Here is a 22,232-nt window from a genome sequence, read left to right on the forward strand (position 1 = left end):
TGTCATGCCATCATTCCAGCATTGGTTGCCGCTCGAGGGGGCGCCGGCCGATGGAGATCGACGCATGATACCCGCCATCTTCGGCCTCTCGGGCCTGACCCTCACCGACGACGAGCGCGCCTTTTTCCGCGACAGCGATCCCGCGGGTTATATCCTTTTCGGCCGCAACATCGAAAATCGCGCGCAATTGCGCCGGCTGACCGACAGCCTGCGCGAGCTCGACGGGCGCGAGAATCTGCCGATCCTGATCGACCAGGAGGGCGGGCGCGTCGCGCGCATGAAATCCCCCGAATGGCCCCATTTCCCGAGCGGCGCGGCGTTCGACGCGCTCTATGAGCGCGCGCCCGCGAGTGCGATCGAGGCGGCGCGGCTCAACGCAATGGCGCTCGCCTCGATGCTGTCCGAAGTCGGGATCACCGTCGATTGCCTGCCCTTGCTCGACGTGCGCCAGCCGGGCGCGAGCGATGTGATCGGTGACCGCGCGCTCGGCAGCGAGCCGATGCGCGTCGCGGCGCTGGGCCGCGCGATCCTCGGCGGGCTGCAGGACGGGGGTGTCGTCGGCATCGTCAAGCATATCCCCGGTCACGGCCGCGCCCTGCTCGATTCGCACAAGGAATTGCCCGTCGTGCACGCGCTCGACCGCGATCTCCAGACCGACCTTGCGCCCTTCGCGGCGCTGCGCGACGCGGCGATGGCGATGACCTGCCACGTCGTCTTCACCGCCTGGGACCCCGACCGCCCCGCGACGCTGTCGCCGCTGGTGATCGACAGCGTGATCCGCCAGCGCATCGGTTTCCACGGGCTGCTGATGAGCGACGATCTCGACATGGAAGCGCTGTCGGGCGACGTTCCGTCGCGCGCCGCCGCGGCGGTCGCGGCGGGCTGCGACATCGCGCTCAATTGCTGGGGCAAGATGGACGACATGATCGGCATCGCCAACAGCCTCGACCCGATCAGCACGGTATCGCGCGCGCGGCTCGAAGGCGCGATGGACCGCATCGCGGGCACGCACGACGAGCGCCAGTTCGCGATGCTCGTCGACCAGCGCGACGCGCTGCTGGCGCTCGCGTGATGGGGGCCTGACCCGAATGGAGGAACTGCCGCTCGACTATGATGTGGCGCCGGCAGCGAGCGAGCGCGAGGACGCGCTGCAACTCAGCCTCGACAGCTGGGAGGGGCCGCTCGACCTGCTGCTGACGCTGGCGCGAAGCCAGAAGGTCGACCTGCGGCAGATTTCGATCCTCCAGCTCGTCGAGCAATATCTGGGCTTCATCGCCGAAATGCGCGCGAAGCTGGAGATTGCCGCCGATTACCTGGTGATGGCGGCGTGGCTCGCCTATCTGAAGTCCGCGTTGCTGCTGCCCAAGGATCCGCTCGAGGAGCCGTCGCCCGACGAACTCGCACTGCGGCTGCAGCTGCGGCTCCAGCGGCTGGCGGCGATGCGCGAGGCGGCGGCGCGGCTGCTCGCGCGCGACCGCATCGGGCGCGACGTGTTCCTGCGGTCCAGGCCCGAGGGGCTGCGCGACGTCAAGCTGCGGCGCTGGGACGCCAGCCTCTACGACCTGCTGGCGGCCTATGGCCAGGTGAAGGCGCGCACCGAGCCCGTCGTGCATATGGTCGCGCGGCGGCCGGTGATTACGCTCGATGCGGCGCTTCATCATCTGGAGCGGCTGATCGGGATCAAGCTTGACTGGGCCGAACTCGCCGATTTCCTGCCGCCCGACTATGACGGGCCCTTGCGCCGCTCGGCGATCGCGTCCAGCTTCGTCGCCGCGCTCGAACTCGCGCGGCAGGGGCGCGTCGACCTGAAACAGGACGCGCCGTTCGAACCGCTTTATCTGAGGGCTGCCCAAATGGGACAACAAGCGCCATGATCGACGACCGCGAACGCGCGATAGAAGCGATGCTGTTCGCCAGCGACGAGCCGCTCGACGCGCGCCAGGTCGCGGCGCGCTTCGCCGAGGAAATCCCGGTGGCCGAGGTCAAGGCGGCGATCCAGGCGATCGCGGCGTGCCATGCCGGGAGCGGGATCGAGCTGGTCGAGCGCGGCGGGCACTGGCATTTCCAGACCCCAGCCGACCTCGCGCATCTGCTCCGCCGCGAGCGCGACGATCCGCGCAAGCTGTCGCGCGCGGCGTCCGAAGTGCTGGCGATCGTCGCCTATCACGAGCCGGTCAGCCGCGCCGAGATCGAGGCGATCCGCGGGGTGCAGACCTCGAAGGGCACGCTCGACGTGCTGATGGAGGCCGAATGGATCGCGCCCGCGGGGCGCCGCGAGGTTCCCGGGCGGCCGCTGATCTACAAGACGACCGACGCATTTTTGCAGCATTTCGGGCTTAGCAGCCGCAAGGATCTGCCGGGTATCGAAGATCTGCGCGCAGCGGGTCTGCTCGACCCGGTGGATCTGGCATTAGAAGAGGCGATGGGCGAGCTGGACCTGGTCAAGGACGGCGAAGAGGCCTGACGTTTTTTCAATCACAGACGTGCATTCGGCAGGGCTAGCCCCTATATGGGCGGCTCAAGGAGATTTGAGATGGGTGGTTTGAGCATCTGGCACTGGCTGATCGTCGGGATTCTGGTCCTGCTGCTGTTCGGCAAGGGCCGTTTTTCGGACATGATGGGCGACGTCGCCAAGGGCATCAAAAGCTTCAAGAAGGGCATGTCGGAAGACGAGACACCCCCGGCGCCCAAGCATCTCGAAGGCCAGCGCGCGCCCGACGCCACCCCCATGGCCACGCCGACCAACGAGCACGACAAGCTCTGACCGCTCCGCCTGCCGGGAAGCCGCACTAGATGTTCGACGTTGCGCCCACGGAATTGCTTCTCGTGGTGGTGGTGGCCTTGGTCGTCATCGGCCCCAAGGACCTGCCCAAGGCGATGCGCTTCGTCGGCAAATGGATGGGCAAGGCGAAGGGCATGGCACGCCACTTCCGCGCCGGCCTCGACACGATGATGCGCGAGGCCGAGCTCGAGGAGCTGGAAAAGCAATGGCGCGCGCAGAATGAGGCGATCATGCGCGAATTCCCGCGCGTCGACGACGACACGCCGCCCGCGGTGTCGATCGCCAAGGCCTTGCCCGAACCGGTGAAGGACGAAGACGCTGGCGCGCCCGGCGATGAGGCGACGCCCGAAACGCATGTCGTTCCGCCGAAGGATGGCCCGCTGCCATGAGCGTGGAAGGTCCCGTGACGTCGGACGAGGATGGCGCCGGCGGCAAGATGCCGCTGCTCGACCATCTGGTCGAACTCCGCTCGCGGCTGCTCAAGTCGCTCCTGGCGATCGCCATAGCGTTCGGCGTCTGCCTCTATTTCGCCGAGGATATCTTCCGCATCCTCGTCCAGCCGCTCGTCGCGGCGGGGCAGGGCAAGATCATCTACACCCAGCTGTTCGAGGCGTTTTTCGTCCAGATCAAGGTCGCGCTGTTCGCGGCGACGATGATCGCCTTTCCGGTGATCGCCAACCAGCTGTGGAAATTCGTCGCGCCCGGGCTGTATCGCCAGGAAAAGCGCGCGCTGCTGCCATTCATTTTCGCGACGCCGGTGTTGTTCACGGCGGGCGCCTGCCTCGCCTATTTCGTAACGGTGCCCGTCGCGCTCAAATTCCTGCTCGGCTTTCAGGGCGATCTCGGCGGTATCCAGCAGGAGGCGCTGCCCTCGGTCGCCAATTATCTGAGCTTCATCATGCAGTTCATCATGGCGTTCGGCATCTGCTTCCTGCTGCCGATCCTGCTGATGCTGCTCGAACGATCGGGGATCGTTACGCGCGAACAGCTGGTGTCGGCGCGGCGCTACATGATCGTCGCGGCCTTTGCGATCGCCGCGGTCGCGACGCCGCCCGACATCCTCAGCCAGTTCCTGCTCGCGGTGCCGTTGATCCTGCTCTACGAGCTGTCGATCTTCGCGATCTGGTTCACCCAGCGCCGACGCAAAACAGGCGCCGAAACGGCGCCTGTCGAGCCTCTCGAAGAGGCCAAATAGCGGGAGAGCCGCGATCAGTCGATCGCGTCTTCGCCAGCCTTGCCGACCGATTCGATATCGCGACCGGCACCCTTAACGGTGTTGCAGCCAGCGACCAGAAAGCTCGCCATCAACGCCAGAATGATTACGCGAAAACTCGACATCGTTCTTCACCTTGTTTTGGGACCAGATGCAAAATGGCCCGGCACGCTTCGAGGGGGGGGAGGGAATGCGCACCGGGCCAATGTTGCTGAGCAGCGCTGCGGGGGGGCGATGACCGCTGCTCAAATGGGAAACGACCAGAGCAGCGGATAAGTTCCCAAAAAAAATCACTACCGATGATTTTTTTCGATTCAAATGAATCGCTTGCGATTCCAGCGCCTTGTTAGCCGAGGGCGGTGAGCCCGCTGGCGACCGCAAGCCCGAGGAAGGCCAGAAAGCCCATCGAGTCCGTCGTCATCGTCACGAAAATCGAACTCGCAACGGCGGGATCCTGGTCGAGCCGGTCGAGCAAAAGCGGGATCGCGACCCCCGCGACCCCGGCGACGAAGATGTTGACGACCATCGCGGCGGCGATGACCCCGCCGAGCAGCGGGTTGCCGAACCACAGCGCGGTCGCGACCCCTGCGATCGCCGCGATCGTCCCGCCGTTGAGCAGCGCGATCTTCATCTCGCGGAAGATCGCGCGCCAGCTGTTCGAATCGGTGAGCTGGTTCATCGCGAGCGCGCGCACCGTCACTGCCAGCGTCTGCGTCCCCGCATTGCCGCCGACCCCCGCGACGATCGGCATCAGCGCCGCGAGCGCGACCATCTGTTCGATCGCGCCGCCGAAGAAACCGACGATCGACGAGGCGACGAGCGCGGTGCCGAGGTTCGCGACCAGCCAGCGCACGCGGGCATTATAGGTTTCGCGGATCGGTTCGTTGATGTCGCCGTCGCCGGCACCCGACAGCCGGAGGATATCCTCGCCCGCTTCCTCCTGGATGATGTGGACGACGTCGTCGACCGTGATCATGCCCACGAGACGCCCGGCCTTGTCGACGACCGCGGCCGAGATCAGCGCATATTTCTGGAAGCGCAGCGCGACCTCTTCCTGATCCATGTCGATCGGGATCAAGGTCTGTTCGCGCTTCATCACGTCGCCGATCGCGATGTCGCGCGGGGTGCGCAGGATCCAGCTGAGCTGGCAGGTGCCGACCGGCCGGTGTTTCGGGTCGACGACGAAGATTTCCCAGAAATCGCTCGTCAGGTCGGTGTCTTCGCGCAGCCGGTCGATGACGTCGCCGACGGTGACATGTTCGGGCACTGCGACGAACTCGCGCTGCATCAGGCGGCCGGCTGTTTCCTCGGGGAAGGAGAGCGCGTCCTCGATCGCGGCGCGATCCTCGGGCTCCATCGCCTCGAGCACCGCCTGCTGCTCGTCTTCCTCCATGTCCTCGATGATCGCGACGGCGTCGTCGGTATCGAGTTCGGCGGCGAGTTCGGCGACTTGCTCGGGCGCGAGCAGGTCGATCAGCTCCTCGCGCACATAATCGTTCATTTCCGCGAGCACGTCGGCGGAGAGCAGGTCGCCGATGACCGCGGCGAGCATCGGGCGCTCGTCGGCGCGCGCGAGTTCGAACAGGTCGGCGATGTCGGCGGGGTGCAGGCGGCCGATGCGTTCGCGCGCGGCTTCGCCTTCGCCGGCCTCGGCCAGCTCGATGACATCGCGCACGAATTCGGGCTTCAGCCGGTCGTCCTCGTCGAGTTCGGTTTCGGGGGTCGCCGCGTCGACGAGCACGTCGTCGGGGGGCAGGGAATCTTCGCGTTTGTCCATCGCGCGGTCCTCCCTGGCTGTGCGGTGTCTCTGCCTCCCCCTAGTGCCGCGCCCAGCATAAGGCAACGGCGGGCGTAATTTCTGCGTGGCATCTGCGCCGGCCTTGGCTATGGGACCGCCAATCCCCTTTCACAGGAGCTTTTCATGACCGATCAGACCCTCACCCTGTCGCTGTCGACCGGCGACGTCGTCATCCGCCTGCGCCCCGACCTGGCGCCGCTGCACGTCGAGCGCATCAGCCAGCTTGCCAGCGAAGGTTTCTACGACGATGTCGTCTTTCACCGCGTGATCCCCGGCTTCATGGCGCAGGGCGGCGACCCGACGGGCACCGGCATGGGCGGCAGCAAGCTTCCCGACCTGCCGCAGGAATTCAACGCCGAGCCGCACGTCCGCGGCGTGTGCTCGATGGCGCGTTCGCAGAATCCGAACAGCGCGAACAGCCAGTTCTTCATCTGCTTCGACGATGCGCGCTTCCTCGACAAGCAGTACACCGTGTGGGGCGAAGTGGTCGAAGGCATGGAGAATGTCGACGCGCTGCCCAAGGGCGAGCCGCCGCGCGAGCCGGGCAAGATCGTCAAAGCGACCGTCAGCGAATAAAGGAAAATCCCCGCTTCGGCGGGGATTTTTTCAGTCGCCGATAAAGCCGTTCAGCCGTTCGCATGCGGCGATCCAGTCGGCCTTGAATTCCTGGACGACCTGTCCGGCGCCCATTGCCTCGTTCATCAGCCCGACGCCCTGGCCGACCCAATAGGTCGCGAGATGCTTCGCGCCCTCGTGGCCGCCTTCGGACAATTTGTCGACCTTGCGCAGCGCGGGTTCGCTGACCAGCGACTGCAGCGGCATCGGCAGCGGTTTGGGCGCGCCTTCGGCCTCCCACGCGTCGGTCCAGGGCGAGCGGAGCTGGCGCGAGGGTTTGCCGGTGCGGCTCTTCGAGCGCACCGTGTCGCGCGACGAGGCGGCGAGCATCTTTTCCTTCACCACCGGGTTGGTCTCGGCCTCCGCCGTGGTCAGCCACACCGAGCCCGTCCAGGCGCCGTGCGCGCCCATCGCCATCGCCGCGGCCATCTGGCGCCCGGTGACGATGCCGCCCGCGGCGAGGATCGGCGTGTTCGCGCCGACCGCCTCGACCGCCGCCGCGACTTCGGGCACGAGCACCATCGTCGCGACCTCGCCGCAATGGCCGCCGGCTTCGCCGCCCGCGACGACGAGGATGTCGACCCCGGCGCGGACCTGTGCGAGCGCATGGTCGCGGGTGCCGACGAGCGCCGCGACGGGGACGTTGCCCCGCTTGCCGAGTTCGAGCATCAGCGGCGGCGGCACGCCGAGCGCGTTGGCGATCAGGCCGATCGGATGGCGAAATGCGACTTCGAGCAGCGCGGCGGCGCCGGCGTCGCTCATATTGTCGCCGAGGCTGGAGCTGGCGCCGCCAAGGCCGTCGCTCTCGACACCGTGCTTTTCGAGGAGGCCCGCGACAAAGGCCTTATGCTCGTCGGGAATCGCGGGGCGCGCGGGCTTTTCCTCGCCCTTGCCGGCGAAGCTGTTGGGGACGATCAGGTCGACGCCATAGGGGCGGCCGCCAATATGCTGGTCGATCCACGCCAGTTCTTCCTCAAGCCGTTCGGGCGGGAGCGAGGCGGCGCCGAAGACGCCCATGCCGCCCGCCTTCGACACCGCGACGACGACGTCGCGGCAGTGCGAGAAGGCGAGGAGGGGGAATTCGATGCCGAGCATCGCGCAAATGGGGGACAGCATCGAATTTCTCCGGATGTTGGCGAAAGTGCCACGGAGCGTGCATGTCAGCGCTAGTTTACGTAAACGTCAAGTTGATTTGCGTGGGCGGGCCTTTATCGCGGGCGGCATGAGCGATTTTTCCCTGAACGGTTTCGACTTGGGCGCCTTTGTCCGTGGCACTTTTGCCGAAGATCTGGGCGCGGGGGGCGACGTCACCTCGATGGCCGTGATCCCCGCCGAGGCGCGTTTCGAGGGCGTCATGGACAGCCGCGATGCGATCATCGTCGCGGGTTTGCCGATCGCCGAAGCTTTTTTTCGTGCGCTCGATCCTGCCATGGCGATCGAAATCCTGGTCGAAGAGGGCGCGCAGGTGCCCGCCGGGACCGACCTGATGCGGCTGTCGGGCAATGCCCGCGCGATGCTGACCGCCGAGCGGTCGGCGCTGAACACCGTGCAGCATCTGTCGGGAATCGCGACGCTGACGCGGCAATATGTCGATGCGTTGGGCGGCAAGGCGACCCTGCTCGACACGCGCAAGACGATCCCGGGGCTGAGGGTGCTCGAGAAATATGCGACGCGGATGGGCGGCGCGACGAACCATCGCATGGGGCTGTGGGACGCCGCGATGATCAAGGACAATCATGTCGCGGTCGCGGGTTCGGTCGAGGAAGCGGTGCGCCGCGCGGTGGACGCGGGAATCGCGAACATCATCGTTGAGGTCGACCGCGTCGACCAGGTCGAGCCCGCGCTGAGCGCCGGCGCGACGCATTTGCTGCTCGACAATATGGACCTGGCGATGCTGCGCGAATCGGTCGCGATCGTCGCCGGGCGCGTGCCGACCGAGGCGTCGGGCGGGGTGCGGCTCGACACGATCGGCGCCATCGGCGCGACGGGGGTGACCTATGTGTCGGTCGGGCGGCTGACCCAGTCGGCGCCCGCGGCGGATATCGGGCTCGATTTTGCGCTGGCTTAGCGCCGCTGCGGCGCTGCTCGCGCTCGCCCCCACCGCCGCGCATGCGCAGGCCCGGTCCTGCAAGGCGCCCGACCGCGTGCCCGTCCCGCGGCTCGAACAGCCCAAGCGCGGCGAGCCGGTGCGGACGCCGCCGACCGCGGGCTATCTGCTGAGCCTCAGCTGGTCGCCGCAGCATTGCGCGGGGGTGCGGAATGCGAAGGATGTACGCGACCGCTTCCAATGTTCGGGCGAGAATGGCCGCTTCGGCTGGGTGCTGCACGGGTTGTGGCCCGAGGCGGCGACGCCGGGCTATCCGCAATGGTGCCGCCCCGCGAAGATCGTGCCGCAGCCGGTGCTGAAACAGCATCTGTGCATGACGCCGTCGGCGCAACTGCTGCAGCACGAATGGGCGAAGCACGGGACGTGCATGAGCCCGAATCCCGCGTCCTACTTTAATGCGGGGGCGATCCTGTTCCGCGCGGTGCGCTTTCCCGACATGGGCAAGCTGGCCGCCAGGCCGCAGACCGCGGGGTCGATCCGCGCGGCGTTCGTCGCGGCGAACAAGGGAATCCGGCCCGAAATGCTGGCGGTATCGGCCGACGACAAGGGGTGGCTGAAGGAGGTCCGCTTCTGCCTCGGCCCGCGCATGAAGCTGCGGCGCTGTGAGAGCTTCCAGCGCGGGTTGGCGGACAAAAGGACGGTGCGTGTCCGCCCGATGCCGGGTTAATCCGGAGGCGCACGCGCGTCCCGGGGCGGGACACTCGGGAAGGTGCCGGGCGTTAACGACTTTTTAACCTTATCGACTCGTTAACATCGGCCTAGCCTGCGGGGCATGGACGATTTCGACCCCGAGCTTCGCATCGACATCCGCGACCGTATCCGCGACCATGGCCAGCGTCAGCTGGTCATCGCGCGCATGAGCGCGCCTGCCGATTGGGAAGGCGCGCTGCGCCAGGCGATCCGCCAGCATCGCGAGCCGGTGAAGGTCTTCAGGGGATCGGACCTGAAGCTGTTCGTGCAGAGCTTCCTGATGTTCTTTACGGCGACGATGGTGTTTTTGATGTGATGCCCGGTCGCGGGCACAGGCCTTAACTCCCCTCCCTGCAAGGGAGGGGCTGGGGGTGGGTGTGCCGCCGAAGGCGGCGCTCTGCTTCTTGCTCGCTACGCTCGCTACCCACCCCTAACCCCTCCCTAAAAGGGAGGGGAATCATTTAAACCGAGCCCTCAAACTCGAACCTCACCGTCCTCGTCCGCCTTGCCCGGAACATGGTCGCAGGCCTTGTGCAGCTTGACCGCGAGCCAGGCCGAGATGATGCACATCACCGCGCTCATCAGCAGCTGGTCGACGACGCCGACGCCGACGAGGCCGAGCCCGATCGCGAGCAACGAGCCCGCGACCATCGCGCCCGAATTGACGATATTGTTCGCGGCGACGGTGCGCGCGGTCTGGTCCTTGGGCACGGTCGTGGTCAGGAAGGCGTAGAGCGGGACGACGAACATGCCGCCGCTGATCGCGATGCCGAGCAGCGCGGCGAGCAGCGGGATCACGTCGGCGTGGCCGAGGAAGCCGTCGATGCCGTACATCACCCCCGAGGGATCATGCTCCCAGTTGCGGCACACCCAGTAGAAGGCGAGGACGAAGCCGCCCATCACGAGCACGCTGGCGGGGCTGTAGCGCGCCGAGACCTGACCCTTGAGCAGGCGGTTGACCGCGACCGAGCCGATCGCGATGCCGATCGAGAAGATGGCGAGGAACAGGCTGGCGACGCTCTTGTCGGCGTGGAGGATATTCTTCACCAGCGGCGGGAACTGGATGAACAGCACTGCGCCGATCGTCCAGAAGAAGCTGATCGACAGGATCGCGAGATAGAGGCGCGGGATGTGCATCGTGCCGCGCACCAGCGCGATCGACGAGCGCACGATGTGCCAGTCGATGCCATGTTCCTCATGCTCGGGCGGCGCGGGCGGGACCTTGCGGCCGGTCCAGTAACCGAGCGCCGCGACGAGCACGACGCCGAGCGCGGCCCATTCGACCTCGATCACTCCCGCGAGGATCGTGCCCGCTAGGATCGCGATATAGGTGCCGGCCTCGACCAGGCCCGTGCCCGCGAGAACCTCGTCGCTTTTGAGATGCTGCGGCAGGATCGCATATTTGATCGGGCCGAAGAAGGTCGAGTGGATGCCCATCGCGAACAAAGCGAGCATCATCAGCGGGATCGCGATCAGGTGCACTGCGAAGCCCAGCCAGGCGAGGACGAGCCCGATCCCGCCGACGAGCATGATCAAAATCTCGCAGAATTTGACGATGCGGATGATCCGCGCCTTGTCGCGCGTATCGGCGAGCTGCCCGGCGAGCGCCGACAAGAGGAAAAATGGGATGATGAACAGCGCCGTCGCGACCGCGCTGAACATGGTTTCGGAGGCTTCGTCGTTGAACACGCCATAGACGACGAACAGCACCATCGCGTTCTTGAACAGATTGTCGTTGAACGCGCCGAGCAGCTGGGTGACGAAGAGGGGCAGGAACCGGCGTTGCTTCAACAGCGCAAAAGAGCCGGTCATGCGTGGTTCCATCCCGTCAAAAATCGCGCGATCATCCAACGTCCCCCCGGCAATATGGTTGTCGCCCGGCGGGCTTATCGGCTAGGGCGGGCAGGGTCAAAGCCTAAAGGCCGCGCGAGCGGGAAACAGGGGTCATGCTCAGCCTTCCGAACATCCTGACTTTGTCGCGTATTTTGGCGGTTCCCATCTTGCTGTTCCTGCTGTGGCCGGGCGTGGTCGAAGGATCGCACCAGCCGAAGCCGATCGACTATGCGCTGGCCTTCGGCCTGTATTGCCTGATGGGCATTACCGATTATTTTGACGGCTATGTTGCACGCTCGCGCGGGATCGTGTCGCGGCTGGGCGCGTTCCTCGACCCGATCGCCGACAAGATCATGATCGCCGCGGTGATCCTGCTCCTGGTCTTCACGCGCGACATCGACGGTTATCACGTCATCGCGGCGCTGATGATCCTGCTGCGCGAGATCATTGTGTCGGGGCTGCGCGAATTCCTCGCGACCTTGCAGGTGTCGATGCCGGTGACCCAGCTCGCCAAATGGAAGACGACTTTCCAGCTCGTCGCCTTCGGCGCGCTGATCCTCGCGGGGGCCTTGCCCGCGATGCTGTGGATCAAGACGGTAGGGCTTGCCTCGCTGTGGGGCGCGGCGGTGCTGACGCTGATCACCGGCTGGGATTATCTGCGCGTCGGCCTGAAGCATATGGATTGAACCATGGCGCTGAAGCTCAGCTATTTCGCCTGGGTGCGCGAGCGGATGGGGACCGGTGAGGAGTCGGTGGCGCTGCCCGACGATGTGCGCACGGTCGCCGACCTGATCGCCTGGCTCGCGGCGCGAGACGACGCGGGGGCGCGGGCCTTTGCCGAGCCGGCGCGGATCCGCGCGGCGGTCGACGGGCATATGGCGGGGCCGGGCGCGGTGGTGCCGCGGAGCGGCGAGGTCGCGCTGTTTCCGCCGGTGACGGGCGGATGATCCGCGTCGCGATCCAGAGTGGCGCGATCGACGTCGCGGCCGAATATGCGGCGCATGATGCGGGCAGGCATGGCGCGAGCGCGAGCTTTGTCGGGCGGGTGCGCGGCGACGATGGGCTCGTCGAGCTGTTCCTCGACCATCATCCGGTGCTGACGCCAAGCGGGCTGGAGGCGTTGGCGGCCGAGGCGGGCGGGCGCTGGAGCCTGGGCGCGCTGACGTTGATCCACCGGGTCGGGGCGATGGCGCCGGGCGCGACGATCGTGCTGGTGCTCGCGAGCAGTTCGCACCGCGCCGAGGCGCTGGCGGCGGTCGAATTCCTGATCGACCGGCTGAAGACCGATGTGATGCTGTGGAAGCGCGAGACGTTCGGGGACGGGCGAATGGCGTGGGTCGAGCAGCGCGAGGGGGATCACAAGCGCGCTGAAAGGTGGGAGTAGTCCATCCCAATCACCGTCATCCCCGCGAAGGCCGGGATCTCGACGGTGCGTGATAGCGATAGGGTGAGATCCCGGCCTTCGCCGGGATGACGAATGAGTTCAGGCTGCCCGATGCTGCCTGAAAATATCCGCGAGCATCTTGAACTCGTCGGCGCGGGGGCTGCCCTTGCGCCACACGAGCGCGATCGTGCGCCAGTCATGGTCCGAATCGAGCGGGCGGGTGTCGATGTCGGTGTGGTCGAGGATGCCCGCCTCGATCGCCATCTGCGGCAGCATGGTGATGCCGAGGCCATTGTCGACCATCTGGACGAGCGTATGCAGCGAGGTGCCCATCATCCGCGCGCCGGCGCGCAGTTCGGGGCGGTTGCACGCGGCGAGGGCATGATCCTTCAGGCAATGGCCATCCTCGAGCATCAGCATCTGCGCGGGGTCGATCTGGTCGGCGCTGACCATCGCGGGAAGGTCTTCGCTCTGGTCGCCGGGGAAGGCGACGAAGAGCGCGTCGTCGAATAGTTCCTCGCTCTCGACGTCGCCGCAGGCATAGGGGAGCGCGAGGAGGACGCAGTCGACCGCGCCGTGATGGAGCGATTCGCACGCCTGCGCGCTCGGCTCTTCGCGGAGGAACAGCTTGAGCGCGGGGCGGGTCTTGCGCAGCAGCCGCAGCATGTTCGGGAGCAGGAAGGGCGCGATCGTCGGGATGACGCTCATCCTGAGTTCGCCGACGAGCGGCGCGGCGGCGGCGGCGGCCATGTCGGCGAGTTCCTCGGCCTCGCGCAGCACGCGGTGCGCCTTGGCGACAATCGCATTGCCGAGCGTGGTGAAGCGCACGACGCGGCGCGTGCGCTCGACCAGCGTCTGGCCGAGCAGGGTCTCGAGCTCGCGGATGCCCGCTGACAGCGTCGACTGGGTGACGTTGCACGCGTCGGCAGCGCGGCCGAAATGGCCATGTTCGTGCAGCGCGACGAGATATTGCATCTGTTTGAGCGAGGGGAGGTAATATTGCATTGATCGGATATAGCTATGAGCGATGCGATATTGAACAATCTTTTCGATAAAATCATGCGTCCGCTATGGGGCGATCCGGTTGCCTCCAGCCGCGACGCCATGATAGCGTCCGGCTCTTCGGGTCGAGGGGATGGAGATGGCGGTTTCGCGCTTCCTGATCGGCGGCATCGCCGGCGTGCTGCTGCTCACCGGCGGGGTGTTCCTGTGGAAGGGGCAGACGCAGCTCGCCGAGGAGGCGGTGCTGCCCGACGCGCCGCCCGATCCGGGGCCGATCCCGGTCGCCGCGGCGGGGGCACCGAAGCGCGGCCCCGCGCCGCCCGCCTTGCCCGCCGCGAAGGAGGCGTCGCGCGAGGAGCGGCGCTTCAACCGCTACGACCGCGACCGCAACGAGGCGGTGAGCCGGATCGAGATGATGTCGACGCGGACGGCAGCGTTCCGCAAGCTCGACAAGGACGGCAATAATCTGCTGACCTTCGAGGAATGGGCGGCGGCGACGGGCGAGCGCTTTGCGGGGGCTGATCGCGACAAGTCGGGCGGGCTGAGCCGCGCGGAGTTCGCGACGACGGCGCCGAAACGGGCGGTGGCGGCGAAGTGTAAGTGTTGACGCTCAAGGTCCTCCCCACGCGAAGCGCTGGGGAGGTGGCAGCGGCGTAGCCGCTGACGGAGGGGTAATGGCACGACGTCGAAACCCCTCCACCACCGCCTGCGGCGGCGGTCCCCCTCCCCAACGCTTCGCGATGGGGAGGATCTTTAGGCCGCGACGCCCTCCGCCTGTTTCATCCACTCGGCGAGCTTGGCTCCCGCGCGCTGCGTATAGCCCAGCTTGCGGTCCTTCTTGCGCACATCCTCGGCGAGCGGCGGGAAGAGGCCGAAATTGACGTTCATCGGCTGGTAGCTTGCAGCATCCGCGCCGCCGGTGATATGCCCGAGCAGCGCGCCGAGCGCGGTTTCGGGCGGCGGCGGGGGCAGGGCGCGGCCGCCAAGCTCGGCAGCGGCGAAGCGCGCGGCGACGAGGCCGATCGCGGCGCTCTCGACATAGCCCTCGCAGCCGGTGATCTGTCCGGCGAAGCGGATATGCGGTGCCGATTTGAGCCGCAGCTGGCCGTCGAGCAGCTCGGGCGAGCGGATGAAGCTGTTGCGGTGGAGCCCGCCGAGGCGCGCGAATTCGGCCTTTTCGAGCCCGGGGATGGTGCGGAACAGCTCGACCTGCGCCGCATGCTTGAGCTTGGTCTGGAAGCCGACCATGTTCCACAGCGTGCCGAGCGCGTTATCCTGGCGCAGCTGGACGACGGCGTAGGGCCAGCGGCCGGTGCGCGGATTGTCGAGGCCGACGCCTTTCATCGGGCCGAAGCGCAGGGTTTCGGGGCCGCGCTCGGCCATCACCTCGATCGGCATGCAACCTTCGAAATAGGGGGTGTTCGTCTCCCACTGCTTGAACTCGGTCTTGTCGCCATCGACGAGGCCCTGGACGAAGGCGTGATACTGCTCCTTGTCCATCGGGCAGTTGATATAGTCCTTGCCGTCACCGATCGGCCCGACCTTGTCCCAGCGGCTCGCCATCCAGGCGATGTCCATGTCGATGCTGTCGCGGTAGACGATTGGGGCGATGGCGTCGAAGAAGGCGAGCGCGTCCTTGCCGGTGGCGGCGCCGATGCTGTCGGCGAGGCCCGCGGCGGTGAGCGGGCCGGTCGCGACGATGGTCAGGCCCTCGCTCGGCAGCGTGTCGATGCGTTCGCGGACGATGGTGATGTTCGGATGGGCTTCGAGCGCGCGGGTGACGCCGCCCGAGAAGAGGTCGCGGTCGACCGCGAGGGCGGAACCGGCAGGGACCTTGGTGGCGTCGGCTTCGCGCATGATGATCGAGCCCAGCTCACGCATCTCGCGGTGGAGCAGGCCGACGGCGTTGCTGTCGCCGTCGTCGCTGCGGAAGCTGTTCGAGCAGACCATCTCGGCGAGCGTGTCGCCCTGGTGCGCCGGCGTCATGTCCCCGCTGCCGCGCATTTCGGAGAGGCGGACGCGATAGCCCGCCTCGGCGAGTTGCCAGGCGGCTTCGGAGCCCGCGAGGCCGCCGCCGATGATGTGAATGTCGTAACCCGCCATTGCCTGTCCATTGACTGTATTTCGTCCGCCGCGCAGTAGGCGCCTTGAGAGCAAGATGCAAAGGGGCGGACGTTCGATGGCGGAACAGGGCTGGGATCGCGCGCGGGGACTGTGGTGGCTGGCGCTGCTCGGCGGGGTGAGCTTTTTCTGGGCGGTGCTCCAGCGCTGGGACGGGCCGGAAATCCATCTGTGGAAGACCTCGGGCGTCGCCTTGCTCGCGCTGTGGGCGGCGGCGAATGCGCGCGGGGCCGATGGGCGGCTGATCGCCGCGGCGCTGGCGTTCGGCGCGCTCGGCGACTGGCTGCTCGACGCGGTGGGAATGCTCGAGGGCGCCGCGGCGTTCGCGACGGGGCATTTGATCGCGATCGCGCTGTATCTGCGCAACCGGCGGCCGAGCCTGTCCACCTCGCAGAAATTGCTCGTCTTCGGTGTCGTTCCGCTGGCGCTGGTCATCGCTTGGGCGCTGACGCGCACGGCGGAGCAGGGGCAGATGATCGCGGCGATCGCCTATACCGGCGGGGTCGCGGTGATGGCGGCGACTGCCTGGGCGAGCCGCTTCCCGCGCTATCGCACCGGCATCGGCGCGATGCTGTTCCTCGCGAGCGACCTGTTCATCTTCGCGGGCGAGGGCGGAACGCTGTCCAAGGACGCAACGATGTGGCTCGTCTGGCCGCTCTATTTCGGCGGGCAGGCGCTGATTGCGTGGGGTGTGGTGAGCACGCTCGCGAACGAGGCGCGCGGCTGATCAGCCCGGCGGCGCGGCTTCGCCGATAAGCAGCGCTTCAATATCGCCGATCGGGCGCGCGGTCATTTCCTTGACATGCTCGCCCTTGAGTCGACTCTGTACCTCCTTGTGCCAGAGCGGGCGAAGCTCGCCCATCGTGCGCGCGGGGGCGACGACGACGAGCTCGTCGAATTCGCCGGCAAGCGCCATGGCGTTGACCTTTTCGCTGAGCTTCTTCGCAAAACGGTCCTCTTCCTGCTGGTGAAAATCGGGTTCGCCCATCGTCCCGCCCGACAGGCCGATGCCCGCGGGGGCATAGGACTGGCCCGAAGGGGCGGTCTTGATGTCGCTGTTCTTGCGATCCTCGCGCTCCTCATGCGCCGTGGTGCGCAGGTCGATCCGGCCCTTGTCGCCCTCGTTGCGCAGAAACAGCGCCTTGCGGCCGTCGGCGACTAGGACGAGCGTGTCGTGGGACAGGGGCATGAATGTTTCTCCTTCGTTGGTGAAGGGTCAACGCATGGGGGCGGTGCGGGGTTTCGGCGGGGCGTCGGATGGAGGGGGCGGTTGGTCGAGTGGGGGCGTTTCGGGCGGGAACTGCCGCCGGCCATTTTTATATTCGCGCAGAGGCGCAGAGACCGCAGAGAGGGACCGTCGTCTCTGCGGCCTCTGCGCGCATCAAATTCGCAAGTGGCAGTTCAGCCGCTTTGGGGGGTAGCGGACATAAAGATCCTCCCCGCTTGCGGGGAGGGGGACCGCCGCCGCAGGCGGTGGTGGAGGGGGTTGGCGCCCTTGCGCGACGCCGCTTCAGGACGATAGCCCCCTCCGTCAGCGCTGCGCGCTGCCACCTTCCCACAAGTGGGGAGGATCGTCCTGTTTCCACTCCAACGCCGTCGATCGTGCCTCAGCCCCCATCCCACGCCGCGATCGTCGTGCGGTGGAGCAGGCGGTCATAGCCGTCGTAGCCGCCCGTCGCGCGGTGGAGGACCGAGCGGTTGTCCCACATGATCAACATGTCGGGCTCCCATTTGTGGGTGTAACGGAACTCCTCGCGGCCCTGCCAGCGGAGCAGCTCGACGATCAGCGGGATCGCCTCGGCATCGTCCATGCCGTCGATCCCGATGATGTAGCCGGCGCAGCCGAACAGGCCTTCGCGGCCGGTTTCGGGGTGCTTGCGGATCAGCGGGTGGAGCTGGGTTTCGAGCGCTTCGTCGCCCGAGACGATGTCCATGCTGCGGCCCTTGTCGAGCGCGCCATACATGCCCGAGGGGGCATAGCCGGCGCGCGCGCTGTGGATCGCCTGCTTGCCCTCGATTCTCGTGCGCAGCGCATCGGGCATCGCATCGAGCGCCGCGTGCTGGTTCGAAAATTCGGTGTCGCCGCCCACCGGGGGGATGGTGATGCCGAGCAGGCAGGTGCCCGCGGGCGGACGCGCCTGGAAGCTCCAGTCGCTGTGCCAATTCTCGGCGAAGAGCGGCGCGGTTTCGTCGTGGCGGCGACGCACCGCGATGACGTGCTGGCGGCCGGGGATCGGCTTGATGAAGGGATCGTCGCCGAAACCGCCGAAATAGCCCGTAAAGCGCTCGAGATCGTCGTCGCTCATCTCCTGCCCCGGAAAGGCGAGGACATGATGGTCGAGCCAGGCGGCGCGGATGTCGGCGACGGTGGCGGTGTCGAGGGGTTGCGTCAGGTCGACGCCGGTAACCCGGGCGCCGCAGGACTGGCCGCTGGGGGTGGTGGTCAGGGTCATGGCCGAATGCTGCGCCTGTTGCGGCGCGGCGTCAATCGGGCGCGGTGGGCTGCCCCGAAAGCTGGCCGAGCCGATGGTTCCGGGGGATTGAGGGCAGCGGTAATTCAGCCAGGCGCCATCTTCGCGCGCCTAGTCTGATCCACGGGGACCAAGACGGAGAAGAGACATGTTCCTGCTCAAGAAACTGGCGCTGACGGCGCTGATCGGCGCGAGTGCCATCACGGCCTTGCCGGTCGAAGCCGAGGCGCGCGACCGGCATCACCGCCATGGCTATTACCGCGATCATGATCGTTATAGCGATTACCGCCGCGACTATCGGCGGGATTATCGCCGCGATTACCGGCGCAACGACTATCGCGACCGTCGCTATCATTGTCGGCGCGGCAGCGGGACGACCGGGCTGATCGTCGGCGCCGCCGCGGGCGCCTTGCTCGGCCGCGAGGTCGATCGCTACGGCGACCGCTTGCCCGGCACGATCATCGGCGGCGCCGCCGGCGCGCTGATCGGGCGCGAGATCGATCGCGGCGGCCGCCGCTGCTGACGCGACCCTCGTCCAATTGAACCGTAGCCCTGAGCTTGACGAAGGGCGCCTATAACGAGACGCGCCCCCTTCGACTGCCTGCAAGGCAGGCGCTCAGGGTGGAACGAGGCACGTAACTCGTTCCACGCTTCGACAGGCTCAGGGCTACGGTGATTTGTGATGTCGCGCGCCGAAATTTCTTCTGCGCGCCAGCGAATATCGGCTAAGCTGACCGCGGCGGAGCCGGCTTCCGCCGTTGGTGGAGGTCGCAAATGAAAAGCCTGATCAAAATCGCCTTGCCGCTGAGCCTCGGCCTGTCGCTCGCCGTGCTGCCCGCGCAGGGCATCGCCGCGCTCCAGCAGGGGGGCAAGGCGCCCGATTTCACGCTAAAGGCCGCGCAGGGCGGCAAGGAGTTCAACCTGTCGCTGAAGGCGACGCTACGCAATGGGCCGGTCGTCCTCTATTTCTTCCCCGCCGCCTTCACCCCCGGCTGCACCGTCGAGGCGCATCTGTTCGCCGAGGCGAATAGCAAGTTCAACCAGCTCGGCGCACGCGTGATCGGGGTGACCGCGGGCAATATCGACCGCGTGGCGGAGTTTTCGAGGTCGGAGTGCCGCGACAAATTCGCGGTGGCCGCCGACCCGGGCGCGAAGATCGCGGCGAAGTTCGACGCGACGATGCAGCGTCCGGATGGGTCGACGCTGTCGAGCCGGACGTCGTACGTCATCGCCCCCGACGGGACGATCCTGCTGAGCTACACCGACAGCAAGCCGCAGGCACATGTCGAGAAGACGATGGCGGCGGTACGCGCGTGGAAGGGGCGGCGGCGGTGATTGGCCGTTGGTGCGATTAGGGCAGCAGGGAGGGCTCTAGCGCCGATGCCTAATGAGTTCGCTCGCAGTCTGTTTGAATCGGGGCGCGGCCACGCTCTCTCGGCGGATTTGTTATATAGAGCTTCTATTGAAGAGGGGCATCGTCGCGAGGTAGCTGATCCAGACCTATTTTCTTTCAACGGTCCTTATTCTCTATCGGTCCATTATCTTCTTGGACTGGGCTTAGAGCTGATGCTCAAGGCTGGCCTCGTTGAAAGGGACCCGAACACGGATGATAGGTGCCTGAGAGATATCGGCCATGACTTGATTGCCGCTTTTGATGCAGCTGAGCAGGCGGGTTTTGTTCCGAACGCACCTCACCTCCGACCCATATTGGAGGTCATGAACGAGCCGTACAAAGCGCATTGGTTTCGCTATGATCGGCCCGCCGAAATTCCCTTGCCCGGCGACTTCTCCCAAGTCGTAGCAACATTGGAAATACTAGATGCCGAGCTGGCAGCTATGCTTTGGGCCGAAGAGAAAACGGCGGAACTTTGAGCCCGAAGACCCAATTCCACCATTTTCGGGCGATTGGGGTCGTTGAAGAAATGAGCTGGTTTCCCATCCCGCAGGCGGGAGGGGCAGCGAGACTTGGGCGCTTGCGCCCTAGTCGCAGCGGGGTGGGCCACCGCAACGTTGCTGCCCACCCCCAACCCCTCCCGCTTGCGGGAGGGGAGATTAACGTCCGCTTCCCACTCCAAAGCGGTCAAGCGGGACCCCGGGTCGAGCCCGGGGTGACGCGAGATGGGCAGGCCCCCTACTTCGGCCGCCCGCTATACCCCGCCGCCTTGCGCAGTTCGTCGGCGTCCATCACATAACCGTCGCTGACCACCGTCACCACGCGGCGGAGCGCGCCGAGGTCGGTTGAGGCGTCGCCGTCGACGAGGACCATGTCGGCTTCCTTGCCCACCGCGATCGAGCCGGTGCGCCGGTCGGCGCCGACGACGCGCGCAGGAAGGATCGTCGCGCTCTGGAGCGCCTCGGCGGGGGTGAAGCCCGCCTGGCGGTAGATTTCGAGCTCGCGGATCAGTTCGATGCCCCAGCCGTCGGTGCCCGCGACGATCGGCACGCCCGCCTTGTGCAGGCGGCCGACGAGATCGACCATCTTCGCATAGCTTTTGCGGTAATCGTCGCGCGTATAGCCTTCGACCAGCGGATAGCCGCCGCTGGTGAACGCCGACCGTTCGATGACGGGCGAGATGATGCCCATATAGGGGGCGTAGGCGGGGTGCGGCTTGCCGCCGTCCTGCGTCAGCATGCCCTCGAAGATGACGATCGTCGGGTCGACGATGGTCTTCTTTGCCGCGAGGTCGGCAACGAAACCCTTCATCAGCGGGGCGTCGAGGTCGACGTCCTTGAAGAAGCGCGCGGGTCCCTCCATCCGCTGGCGCGTGTTCGCCTTGTCGATCACCTCGCGCGGCATCGATTCCATGACGACGAAATTGAGGTGGGTGAGCTCGTCATAGCCCGCGGCGACCGCCTCGCTGGGCTTCATCGTCGCGGGGACATGGCCGTGGACGTGGAGGCCGAGCTTGTGCGCCTCGGCGGCAGCGGGGGCGATCCACGCGGGGTTCATCGAGGTGTAGAATTTGACGCCCCACAGGCCCGCATCCTTGACGCGGCGGACCGCGGCGACGGCTTCGTCGGCGCTGCTCACCACCTCGGCGCCCTGCGCGGCGAGCGGGTCCTTCTTGTCGATGATCACCGAGATGAAGGGTTCGCCCATCAGCAGGCTGCCGTCGGCACGGCGCTTCGTCGCCTCGACCGCGCGGTCGAAAGTGGTGCCGGGGCTGCGGAAGCTGGTGATGCCGTTCGCCATGTTCGACAGCACGTCCCAATCGTCGCCGATGTGGAGGTGGCTGTCCCAGATGCCGGGGACGAGCGTCTTGCCCCTGCCGTCGATGACGCGCGCGCCGGCGGGGGCCTTGAGCGAGCCGGCGCCGCCGATCGCGGCGATCTTGCCGTCCGCTGCCAGCACCGCGCGGGCGGGGAGGAATTCGCCCTTGTCGGCGTCGAACAGCTGGACATTGTCGAACAGCACGGGGGCCTTGGCCGCGGGGGTCAGGAAGCGTTTGGCGACCCCGGCAACGGCCTCGGCGGTGGCGCTTTCCTGCGTGTTGCGGAGCTGCTTGAGCGCACCCTCATAGCCGGCGGGCATCACCGAGATATAGCTGATGTCGGCGAAATAGCGCTTATTCTCGTCGAGCCAGACGGGGAGCGGCGAGGGGAGGATGCCGCTGATGAAGGCGAGCTGGACGGTCTTCGGGCCGTCCGGGCCCTCGATGGTCTGCGTTCCGGCGAGGGTCATGCGTCCCTTGCCGCTGGGGAGGAAGGAAAGCCCGGCGTCGCCCGCGGCGGCGAGCGCATCCATCAGCGGGGCGTTGGCGATGCCGACGCCGCCCGCGGGGATGTACCAGCCGCTGGCGGGGGCCTCGCCGCTGTCGTTCGCGGTCTTCCAGGTCGCGCGGCCGTCGGCGACGCGATACGCCTCGGCGGCGTCGCCCGCGATGGTGACGCCGCGCACGGTCGTGGCCGCGACCGTGCCGTCGGGCGCGAAGCTCGTGACCTGGTCCATTTCGGTGATCCAGCCGCGCAGTTCCTGCGACCAGCGATAGGCGGTGCGGCCGTCGGCGAGCTGCCAGCGCCACTGGTCGCCATGCTTGCCGGCTTCGGACACGACGACATAATGGACTGCGTCGGCGGGGGGCTTGAGCAATTCTTCCTTGGGGACGGGCTTGGATTGCGCCGCGGGGGCGGGCGCCGCCTCATGCGCGAAAGCGGGGAGGGTGGCGGTGGAGGCCAGCAGGGCGGCGGTCAAAAGCAGGCGCATCGTGTCAAATCT

General features: G+C 66.8%; 27 protein-coding genes. 18 read left to right on the plus strand and 9 right to left on the minus strand.

The window, feature by feature from the left end; genetic code table 11:
• Positions 1-64 precede the first annotated feature (64 nt).
• The 6 genes from nagZ (at position 65) to tatC (ending at position 3,977) form a co-directional block, all read left to right on the plus strand.
• Complete coding sequence (nagZ, locus tag AC1RNQ_RS10555; RefSeq protein ID WP_493171092.1) at positions 65-1,072, plus strand: beta-N-acetylhexosaminidase; 1,008 nt, start codon at positions 65-67, stop codon at positions 1,070-1,072.
• Between the two features lie 16 nt (positions 1,073-1,088).
• On the plus strand, positions 1,089-1,874 hold the full coding sequence (locus tag AC1RNQ_RS10560; RefSeq protein WP_493171093.1) for a segregation and condensation protein A: 786 nt from the start codon (positions 1,089-1,091) through the stop codon (positions 1,872-1,874).
• Positions 1,871-2,464 (plus strand): SMC-Scp complex subunit ScpB, encoded by a 594-nt coding sequence (gene scpB / locus AC1RNQ_RS10565; protein ID WP_493171094.1) that lies wholly within the window; start codon positions 1,871-1,873, stop codon positions 2,462-2,464. Before AC1RNQ_RS10560 ends, scpB begins: the two co-directional genes overlap by 4 nt.
• Before the next feature lie 69 nt (positions 2,465-2,533).
• A complete protein-coding gene (locus tag AC1RNQ_RS10570; RefSeq protein ID WP_493171095.1) occupies positions 2,534-2,764 on the plus strand; it encodes a twin-arginine translocase TatA/TatE family subunit in 231 nt (76 codons plus the stop codon).
• A 29-nt stretch (positions 2,765-2,793) separates the two neighbouring features.
• Positions 2,794-3,171, plus strand: a complete 378-nt coding sequence (tatB, locus tag AC1RNQ_RS10575; RefSeq protein ID WP_493171096.1) for a Sec-independent protein translocase protein TatB — start codon at positions 2,794-2,796, stop codon at positions 3,169-3,171.
• Positions 3,168-3,977, plus strand: a complete 810-nt coding sequence (gene tatC / locus AC1RNQ_RS10580) for a twin-arginine translocase subunit TatC (RefSeq protein ID WP_493171097.1) — start codon at positions 3,168-3,170, stop codon at positions 3,975-3,977. Before tatB ends, tatC begins: the two co-directional genes overlap by 4 nt.
• Positions 3,978-3,991: 14 nt before the next feature.
• On the opposite strand, the gene AC1RNQ_RS10585 is transcribed toward tatC, so the two are convergent.
• Together AC1RNQ_RS10585 and mgtE are read right to left on the minus strand one after the other, a co-directional pair.
• Positions 3,992-4,087 carry an entericidin A/B family lipoprotein gene (locus AC1RNQ_RS10585; protein WP_443029374.1) on the minus strand — a complete coding sequence of 32 codons (96 nt, stop codon included), beginning with the start codon at positions 4,085-4,087 and terminating at the stop codon, positions 3,992-3,994.
• Positions 4,088-4,341: 254 nt separating this feature from the next.
• Complete coding sequence (gene mgtE, locus AC1RNQ_RS10590; protein ID WP_493171098.1) at positions 4,342-5,772, minus strand: magnesium transporter; 1,431 nt, start codon at positions 5,770-5,772, stop codon at positions 4,342-4,344.
• A gap of 144 nt (positions 5,773-5,916) precedes the next feature.
• Between mgtE and AC1RNQ_RS10595 the strand changes: the two genes are divergently transcribed.
• Complete coding sequence (locus AC1RNQ_RS10595) at positions 5,917-6,369, plus strand: peptidylprolyl isomerase (RefSeq protein ID WP_493171099.1); 453 nt, start codon at positions 5,917-5,919, stop codon at positions 6,367-6,369.
• 30 nt (positions 6,370-6,399) lie between these two features.
• Here the strand turns inward: AC1RNQ_RS10595 and AC1RNQ_RS10600 are convergent, their stop codons facing one another.
• A complete protein-coding gene (locus AC1RNQ_RS10600) occupies positions 6,400-7,524 on the minus strand; it encodes an NAD(P)H-dependent flavin oxidoreductase (protein ID WP_493171100.1) in 1,125 nt (374 codons plus the stop codon).
• Positions 7,525-7,630: 106 nt separating this feature from the next.
• Here AC1RNQ_RS10600 and nadC point away from each other — a divergent pair, with 106 nt between their 5' ends.
• The 3 genes from nadC to AC1RNQ_RS10615 all read left to right on the plus strand — a co-directional run bounded on the left by nadC (position 7,631) and on the right by AC1RNQ_RS10615 (position 9,521).
• Positions 7,631-8,476 carry a carboxylating nicotinate-nucleotide diphosphorylase gene (nadC, locus tag AC1RNQ_RS10605; RefSeq protein ID WP_493171101.1) on the plus strand — a complete coding sequence of 282 codons (846 nt, stop codon included), beginning with the start codon at positions 7,631-7,633 and terminating at the stop codon, positions 8,474-8,476.
• Positions 8,463-9,182: a ribonuclease T2 family protein gene (locus AC1RNQ_RS10610; RefSeq protein ID WP_493171102.1), complete on the plus strand. Its 720-nt coding sequence runs from the start codon at positions 8,463-8,465 to the stop codon at positions 9,180-9,182. Before nadC ends, AC1RNQ_RS10610 begins: the two co-directional genes overlap by 14 nt.
• 105 nt (positions 9,183-9,287) lie before the next feature.
• Positions 9,288-9,521 (plus strand): hypothetical protein, encoded by a 234-nt coding sequence (locus AC1RNQ_RS10615; RefSeq protein ID WP_493171103.1) that lies wholly within the window; start codon positions 9,288-9,290, stop codon positions 9,519-9,521.
• 158 nt (positions 9,522-9,679) lie between these two features.
• Here AC1RNQ_RS10615 and AC1RNQ_RS10620 read toward each other — a convergent pair whose 3' ends face one another.
• Entirely contained in the window at positions 9,680-11,017 is a 1,338-nt protein-coding gene (locus AC1RNQ_RS10620) for an MFS transporter (protein WP_493171104.1), read from the minus strand.
• A 134-nt stretch (positions 11,018-11,151) separates the two neighbouring features.
• Between AC1RNQ_RS10620 and pgsA the strand changes: the two genes are divergently transcribed.
• Genes pgsA through AC1RNQ_RS10635 form a run of 3 tightly spaced genes read left to right on the plus strand, consistent with a single transcriptional unit; the run spans position 11,152 to position 12,422 of the window.
• Positions 11,152-11,724: a CDP-diacylglycerol--glycerol-3-phosphate 3-phosphatidyltransferase gene (gene pgsA, locus AC1RNQ_RS10625; RefSeq protein ID WP_493171105.1), complete on the plus strand. Its 573-nt coding sequence runs from the start codon at positions 11,152-11,154 to the stop codon at positions 11,722-11,724.
• A gap of 3 nt (positions 11,725-11,727) precedes the next feature.
• Complete coding sequence (gene moaD / locus AC1RNQ_RS10630; RefSeq protein ID WP_493171106.1) at positions 11,728-11,985, plus strand: molybdopterin converting factor subunit 1; 258 nt, start codon at positions 11,728-11,730, stop codon at positions 11,983-11,985.
• On the plus strand, positions 11,982-12,422 hold the full coding sequence (locus AC1RNQ_RS10635; protein ID WP_493171107.1) for a molybdenum cofactor biosynthesis protein MoaE: 441 nt from the start codon (positions 11,982-11,984) through the stop codon (positions 12,420-12,422). The genes moaD and AC1RNQ_RS10635 overlap by 4 nt, the downstream gene beginning before the upstream one ends.
• A gap of 99 nt (positions 12,423-12,521) precedes the next feature.
• Here AC1RNQ_RS10635 and AC1RNQ_RS10640 read toward each other — a convergent pair whose 3' ends face one another.
• Positions 12,522-13,427 (minus strand): hydrogen peroxide-inducible genes activator, encoded by a 906-nt coding sequence (locus AC1RNQ_RS10640; protein ID WP_493171108.1) that lies wholly within the window; start codon positions 13,425-13,427, stop codon positions 12,522-12,524.
• A gap of 136 nt (positions 13,428-13,563) precedes the next feature.
• On the opposite strand from AC1RNQ_RS10640, the gene AC1RNQ_RS10645 reads away from it, so the two are divergent.
• Positions 13,564-14,031 (plus strand): EF-hand domain-containing protein, encoded by a 468-nt coding sequence (locus AC1RNQ_RS10645; RefSeq protein WP_493171109.1) that lies wholly within the window; start codon positions 13,564-13,566, stop codon positions 14,029-14,031.
• 146 nt (positions 14,032-14,177) lie between these two features.
• On the opposite strand, the gene trmFO is transcribed toward AC1RNQ_RS10645, so the two are convergent.
• Positions 14,178-15,527, minus strand: coding sequence for a methylenetetrahydrofolate--tRNA-(uracil(54)-C(5))-methyltransferase (FADH(2)-oxidizing) TrmFO (gene trmFO, locus AC1RNQ_RS10650; RefSeq protein WP_493171110.1), 1,350 nt, complete (start codon positions 15,525-15,527; stop codon positions 14,178-14,180).
• A gap of 76 nt (positions 15,528-15,603) precedes the next feature.
• Between trmFO and AC1RNQ_RS10655 the strand changes: the two genes are divergently transcribed.
• Positions 15,604-16,272, plus strand: coding sequence for a lysoplasmalogenase family protein (locus tag AC1RNQ_RS10655; RefSeq protein WP_493171111.1), 669 nt, complete (start codon positions 15,604-15,606; stop codon positions 16,270-16,272).
• Here the strand turns inward: AC1RNQ_RS10655 and AC1RNQ_RS10660 are convergent, their stop codons facing one another.
• The gene (locus AC1RNQ_RS10660; RefSeq protein WP_493171112.1) at positions 16,273-16,734 is read right to left on the minus strand and encodes a host attachment family protein; all 462 of its coding nucleotides are present in this window, start codon (positions 16,732-16,734) and stop codon (positions 16,273-16,275) included. It lies immediately after the preceding gene.
• A gap of 418 nt (positions 16,735-17,152) precedes the next feature.
• Positions 17,153-17,998 (minus strand): TauD/TfdA dioxygenase family protein, encoded by an 846-nt coding sequence (locus AC1RNQ_RS10665; RefSeq protein ID WP_493171113.1) that lies wholly within the window; start codon positions 17,996-17,998, stop codon positions 17,153-17,155.
• Between the two features lie 166 nt (positions 17,999-18,164).
• On the opposite strand from AC1RNQ_RS10665, the gene AC1RNQ_RS10670 reads away from it, so the two are divergent.
• From AC1RNQ_RS10670 to AC1RNQ_RS10680, 3 genes are all read left to right on the plus strand, one after another.
• Complete coding sequence (locus tag AC1RNQ_RS10670) at positions 18,165-18,539, plus strand: glycine zipper 2TM domain-containing protein (RefSeq protein WP_493171114.1); 375 nt, start codon at positions 18,165-18,167, stop codon at positions 18,537-18,539.
• 251 nt (positions 18,540-18,790) lie between these two features.
• A complete protein-coding gene (locus AC1RNQ_RS10675) occupies positions 18,791-19,351 on the plus strand; it encodes a peroxiredoxin (RefSeq protein WP_493171115.1) in 561 nt (186 codons plus the stop codon).
• Positions 19,352-19,396: 45 nt separating this feature from the next.
• Positions 19,397-19,888 (plus strand): hypothetical protein, encoded by a 492-nt coding sequence (locus AC1RNQ_RS10680; RefSeq protein WP_493171116.1) that lies wholly within the window; start codon positions 19,397-19,399, stop codon positions 19,886-19,888.
• A gap of 259 nt (positions 19,889-20,147) precedes the next feature.
• Here the strand turns inward: AC1RNQ_RS10680 and AC1RNQ_RS10685 are convergent, their stop codons facing one another.
• Complete coding sequence (locus tag AC1RNQ_RS10685; protein WP_493171117.1) at positions 20,148-22,220, minus strand: amidohydrolase family protein; 2,073 nt, start codon at positions 22,218-22,220, stop codon at positions 20,148-20,150.
• Between the last annotated feature and the right edge of the window lie 12 nt (positions 22,221-22,232).

It is taken from the genome of Sphingopyxis sp. GW821-FHT12F08, assembly GCF_058806755.1.

What these genes read in the sequence shown, in the direction of transcription:
- nagZ (WP_493171092.1), top strand. Translation starts at nt 65, where the DNA reads ATGATACCCGCCATCTTCGGCCTCTCGGGCCTGACCCTCACCGACGAC.
- AC1RNQ_RS10560 (WP_493171093.1), top strand. Translation starts at nt 1,089, where the DNA reads ATGGAGGAACTGCCGCTCGACTATGATGTGGCGCCGGCAGCGAGCGAG.
- scpB (WP_493171094.1), top strand. Translation starts at nt 1,871, where the DNA reads ATGATCGACGACCGCGAACGCGCGATAGAAGCGATGCTGTTCGCCAGC.
- AC1RNQ_RS10570 (WP_493171095.1), top strand. Translation starts at nt 2,534, where the DNA reads ATGGGTGGTTTGAGCATCTGGCACTGGCTGATCGTCGGGATTCTGGTC.
- tatB (WP_493171096.1), top strand. Translation starts at nt 2,794, where the DNA reads ATGTTCGACGTTGCGCCCACGGAATTGCTTCTCGTGGTGGTGGTGGCC.
- tatC (WP_493171097.1), top strand. Translation starts at nt 3,168, where the DNA reads ATGAGCGTGGAAGGTCCCGTGACGTCGGACGAGGATGGCGCCGGCGGC.
- AC1RNQ_RS10585 (WP_443029374.1), bottom strand. Translation starts at nt 4,087, where the DNA reads ATGGCGAGCTTTCTGGTCGCTGGCTGCAACACCGTTAAGGGTGCCGGT.
- mgtE (WP_493171098.1), bottom strand. Translation starts at nt 5,772, where the DNA reads ATGGACAAACGCGAAGATTCCCTGCCCCCCGACGACGTGCTCGTCGAC.
- AC1RNQ_RS10595 (WP_493171099.1), top strand. Translation starts at nt 5,917, where the DNA reads ATGACCGATCAGACCCTCACCCTGTCGCTGTCGACCGGCGACGTCGTC.
- AC1RNQ_RS10600 (WP_493171100.1), bottom strand. Translation starts at nt 7,524, where the DNA reads ATGCTGTCCCCCATTTGCGCGATGCTCGGCATCGAATTCCCCCTCCTC.
- nadC (WP_493171101.1), top strand. Translation starts at nt 7,631, where the DNA reads ATGAGCGATTTTTCCCTGAACGGTTTCGACTTGGGCGCCTTTGTCCGT.
- AC1RNQ_RS10615 (WP_493171103.1), top strand. Translation starts at nt 9,288, where the DNA reads ATGGACGATTTCGACCCCGAGCTTCGCATCGACATCCGCGACCGTATC.
- AC1RNQ_RS10620 (WP_493171104.1), bottom strand. Translation starts at nt 11,017, where the DNA reads ATGACCGGCTCTTTTGCGCTGTTGAAGCAACGCCGGTTCCTGCCCCTC.
- pgsA (WP_493171105.1), top strand. Translation starts at nt 11,152, where the DNA reads ATGCTCAGCCTTCCGAACATCCTGACTTTGTCGCGTATTTTGGCGGTT.
- moaD (WP_493171106.1), top strand. Translation starts at nt 11,728, where the DNA reads ATGGCGCTGAAGCTCAGCTATTTCGCCTGGGTGCGCGAGCGGATGGGG.
- AC1RNQ_RS10635 (WP_493171107.1), top strand. Translation starts at nt 11,982, where the DNA reads ATGATCCGCGTCGCGATCCAGAGTGGCGCGATCGACGTCGCGGCCGAA.
- AC1RNQ_RS10640 (WP_493171108.1), bottom strand. Translation starts at nt 13,427, where the DNA reads ATGCAATATTACCTCCCCTCGCTCAAACAGATGCAATATCTCGTCGCG.
- AC1RNQ_RS10645 (WP_493171109.1), top strand. Translation starts at nt 13,564, where the DNA reads ATGGCGGTTTCGCGCTTCCTGATCGGCGGCATCGCCGGCGTGCTGCTG.
- trmFO (WP_493171110.1), bottom strand. Translation starts at nt 15,527, where the DNA reads ATGGCGGGTTACGACATTCACATCATCGGCGGCGGCCTCGCGGGCTCC.
- AC1RNQ_RS10655 (WP_493171111.1), top strand. Translation starts at nt 15,604, where the DNA reads ATGGCGGAACAGGGCTGGGATCGCGCGCGGGGACTGTGGTGGCTGGCG.
- AC1RNQ_RS10660 (WP_493171112.1), bottom strand. Translation starts at nt 16,734, where the DNA reads ATGCCCCTGTCCCACGACACGCTCGTCCTAGTCGCCGACGGCCGCAAG.
- AC1RNQ_RS10665 (WP_493171113.1), bottom strand. Translation starts at nt 17,998, where the DNA reads ATGACCCTGACCACCACCCCCAGCGGCCAGTCCTGCGGCGCCCGGGTT.
- AC1RNQ_RS10670 (WP_493171114.1), top strand. Translation starts at nt 18,165, where the DNA reads ATGTTCCTGCTCAAGAAACTGGCGCTGACGGCGCTGATCGGCGCGAGT.
- AC1RNQ_RS10675 (WP_493171115.1), top strand. Translation starts at nt 18,791, where the DNA reads ATGAAAAGCCTGATCAAAATCGCCTTGCCGCTGAGCCTCGGCCTGTCG.
- AC1RNQ_RS10680 (WP_493171116.1), top strand. Translation starts at nt 19,397, where the DNA reads ATGCCTAATGAGTTCGCTCGCAGTCTGTTTGAATCGGGGCGCGGCCAC.
- AC1RNQ_RS10685 (WP_493171117.1), bottom strand. Translation starts at nt 22,220, where the DNA reads ATGCGCCTGCTTTTGACCGCCGCCCTGCTGGCCTCCACCGCCACCCTC.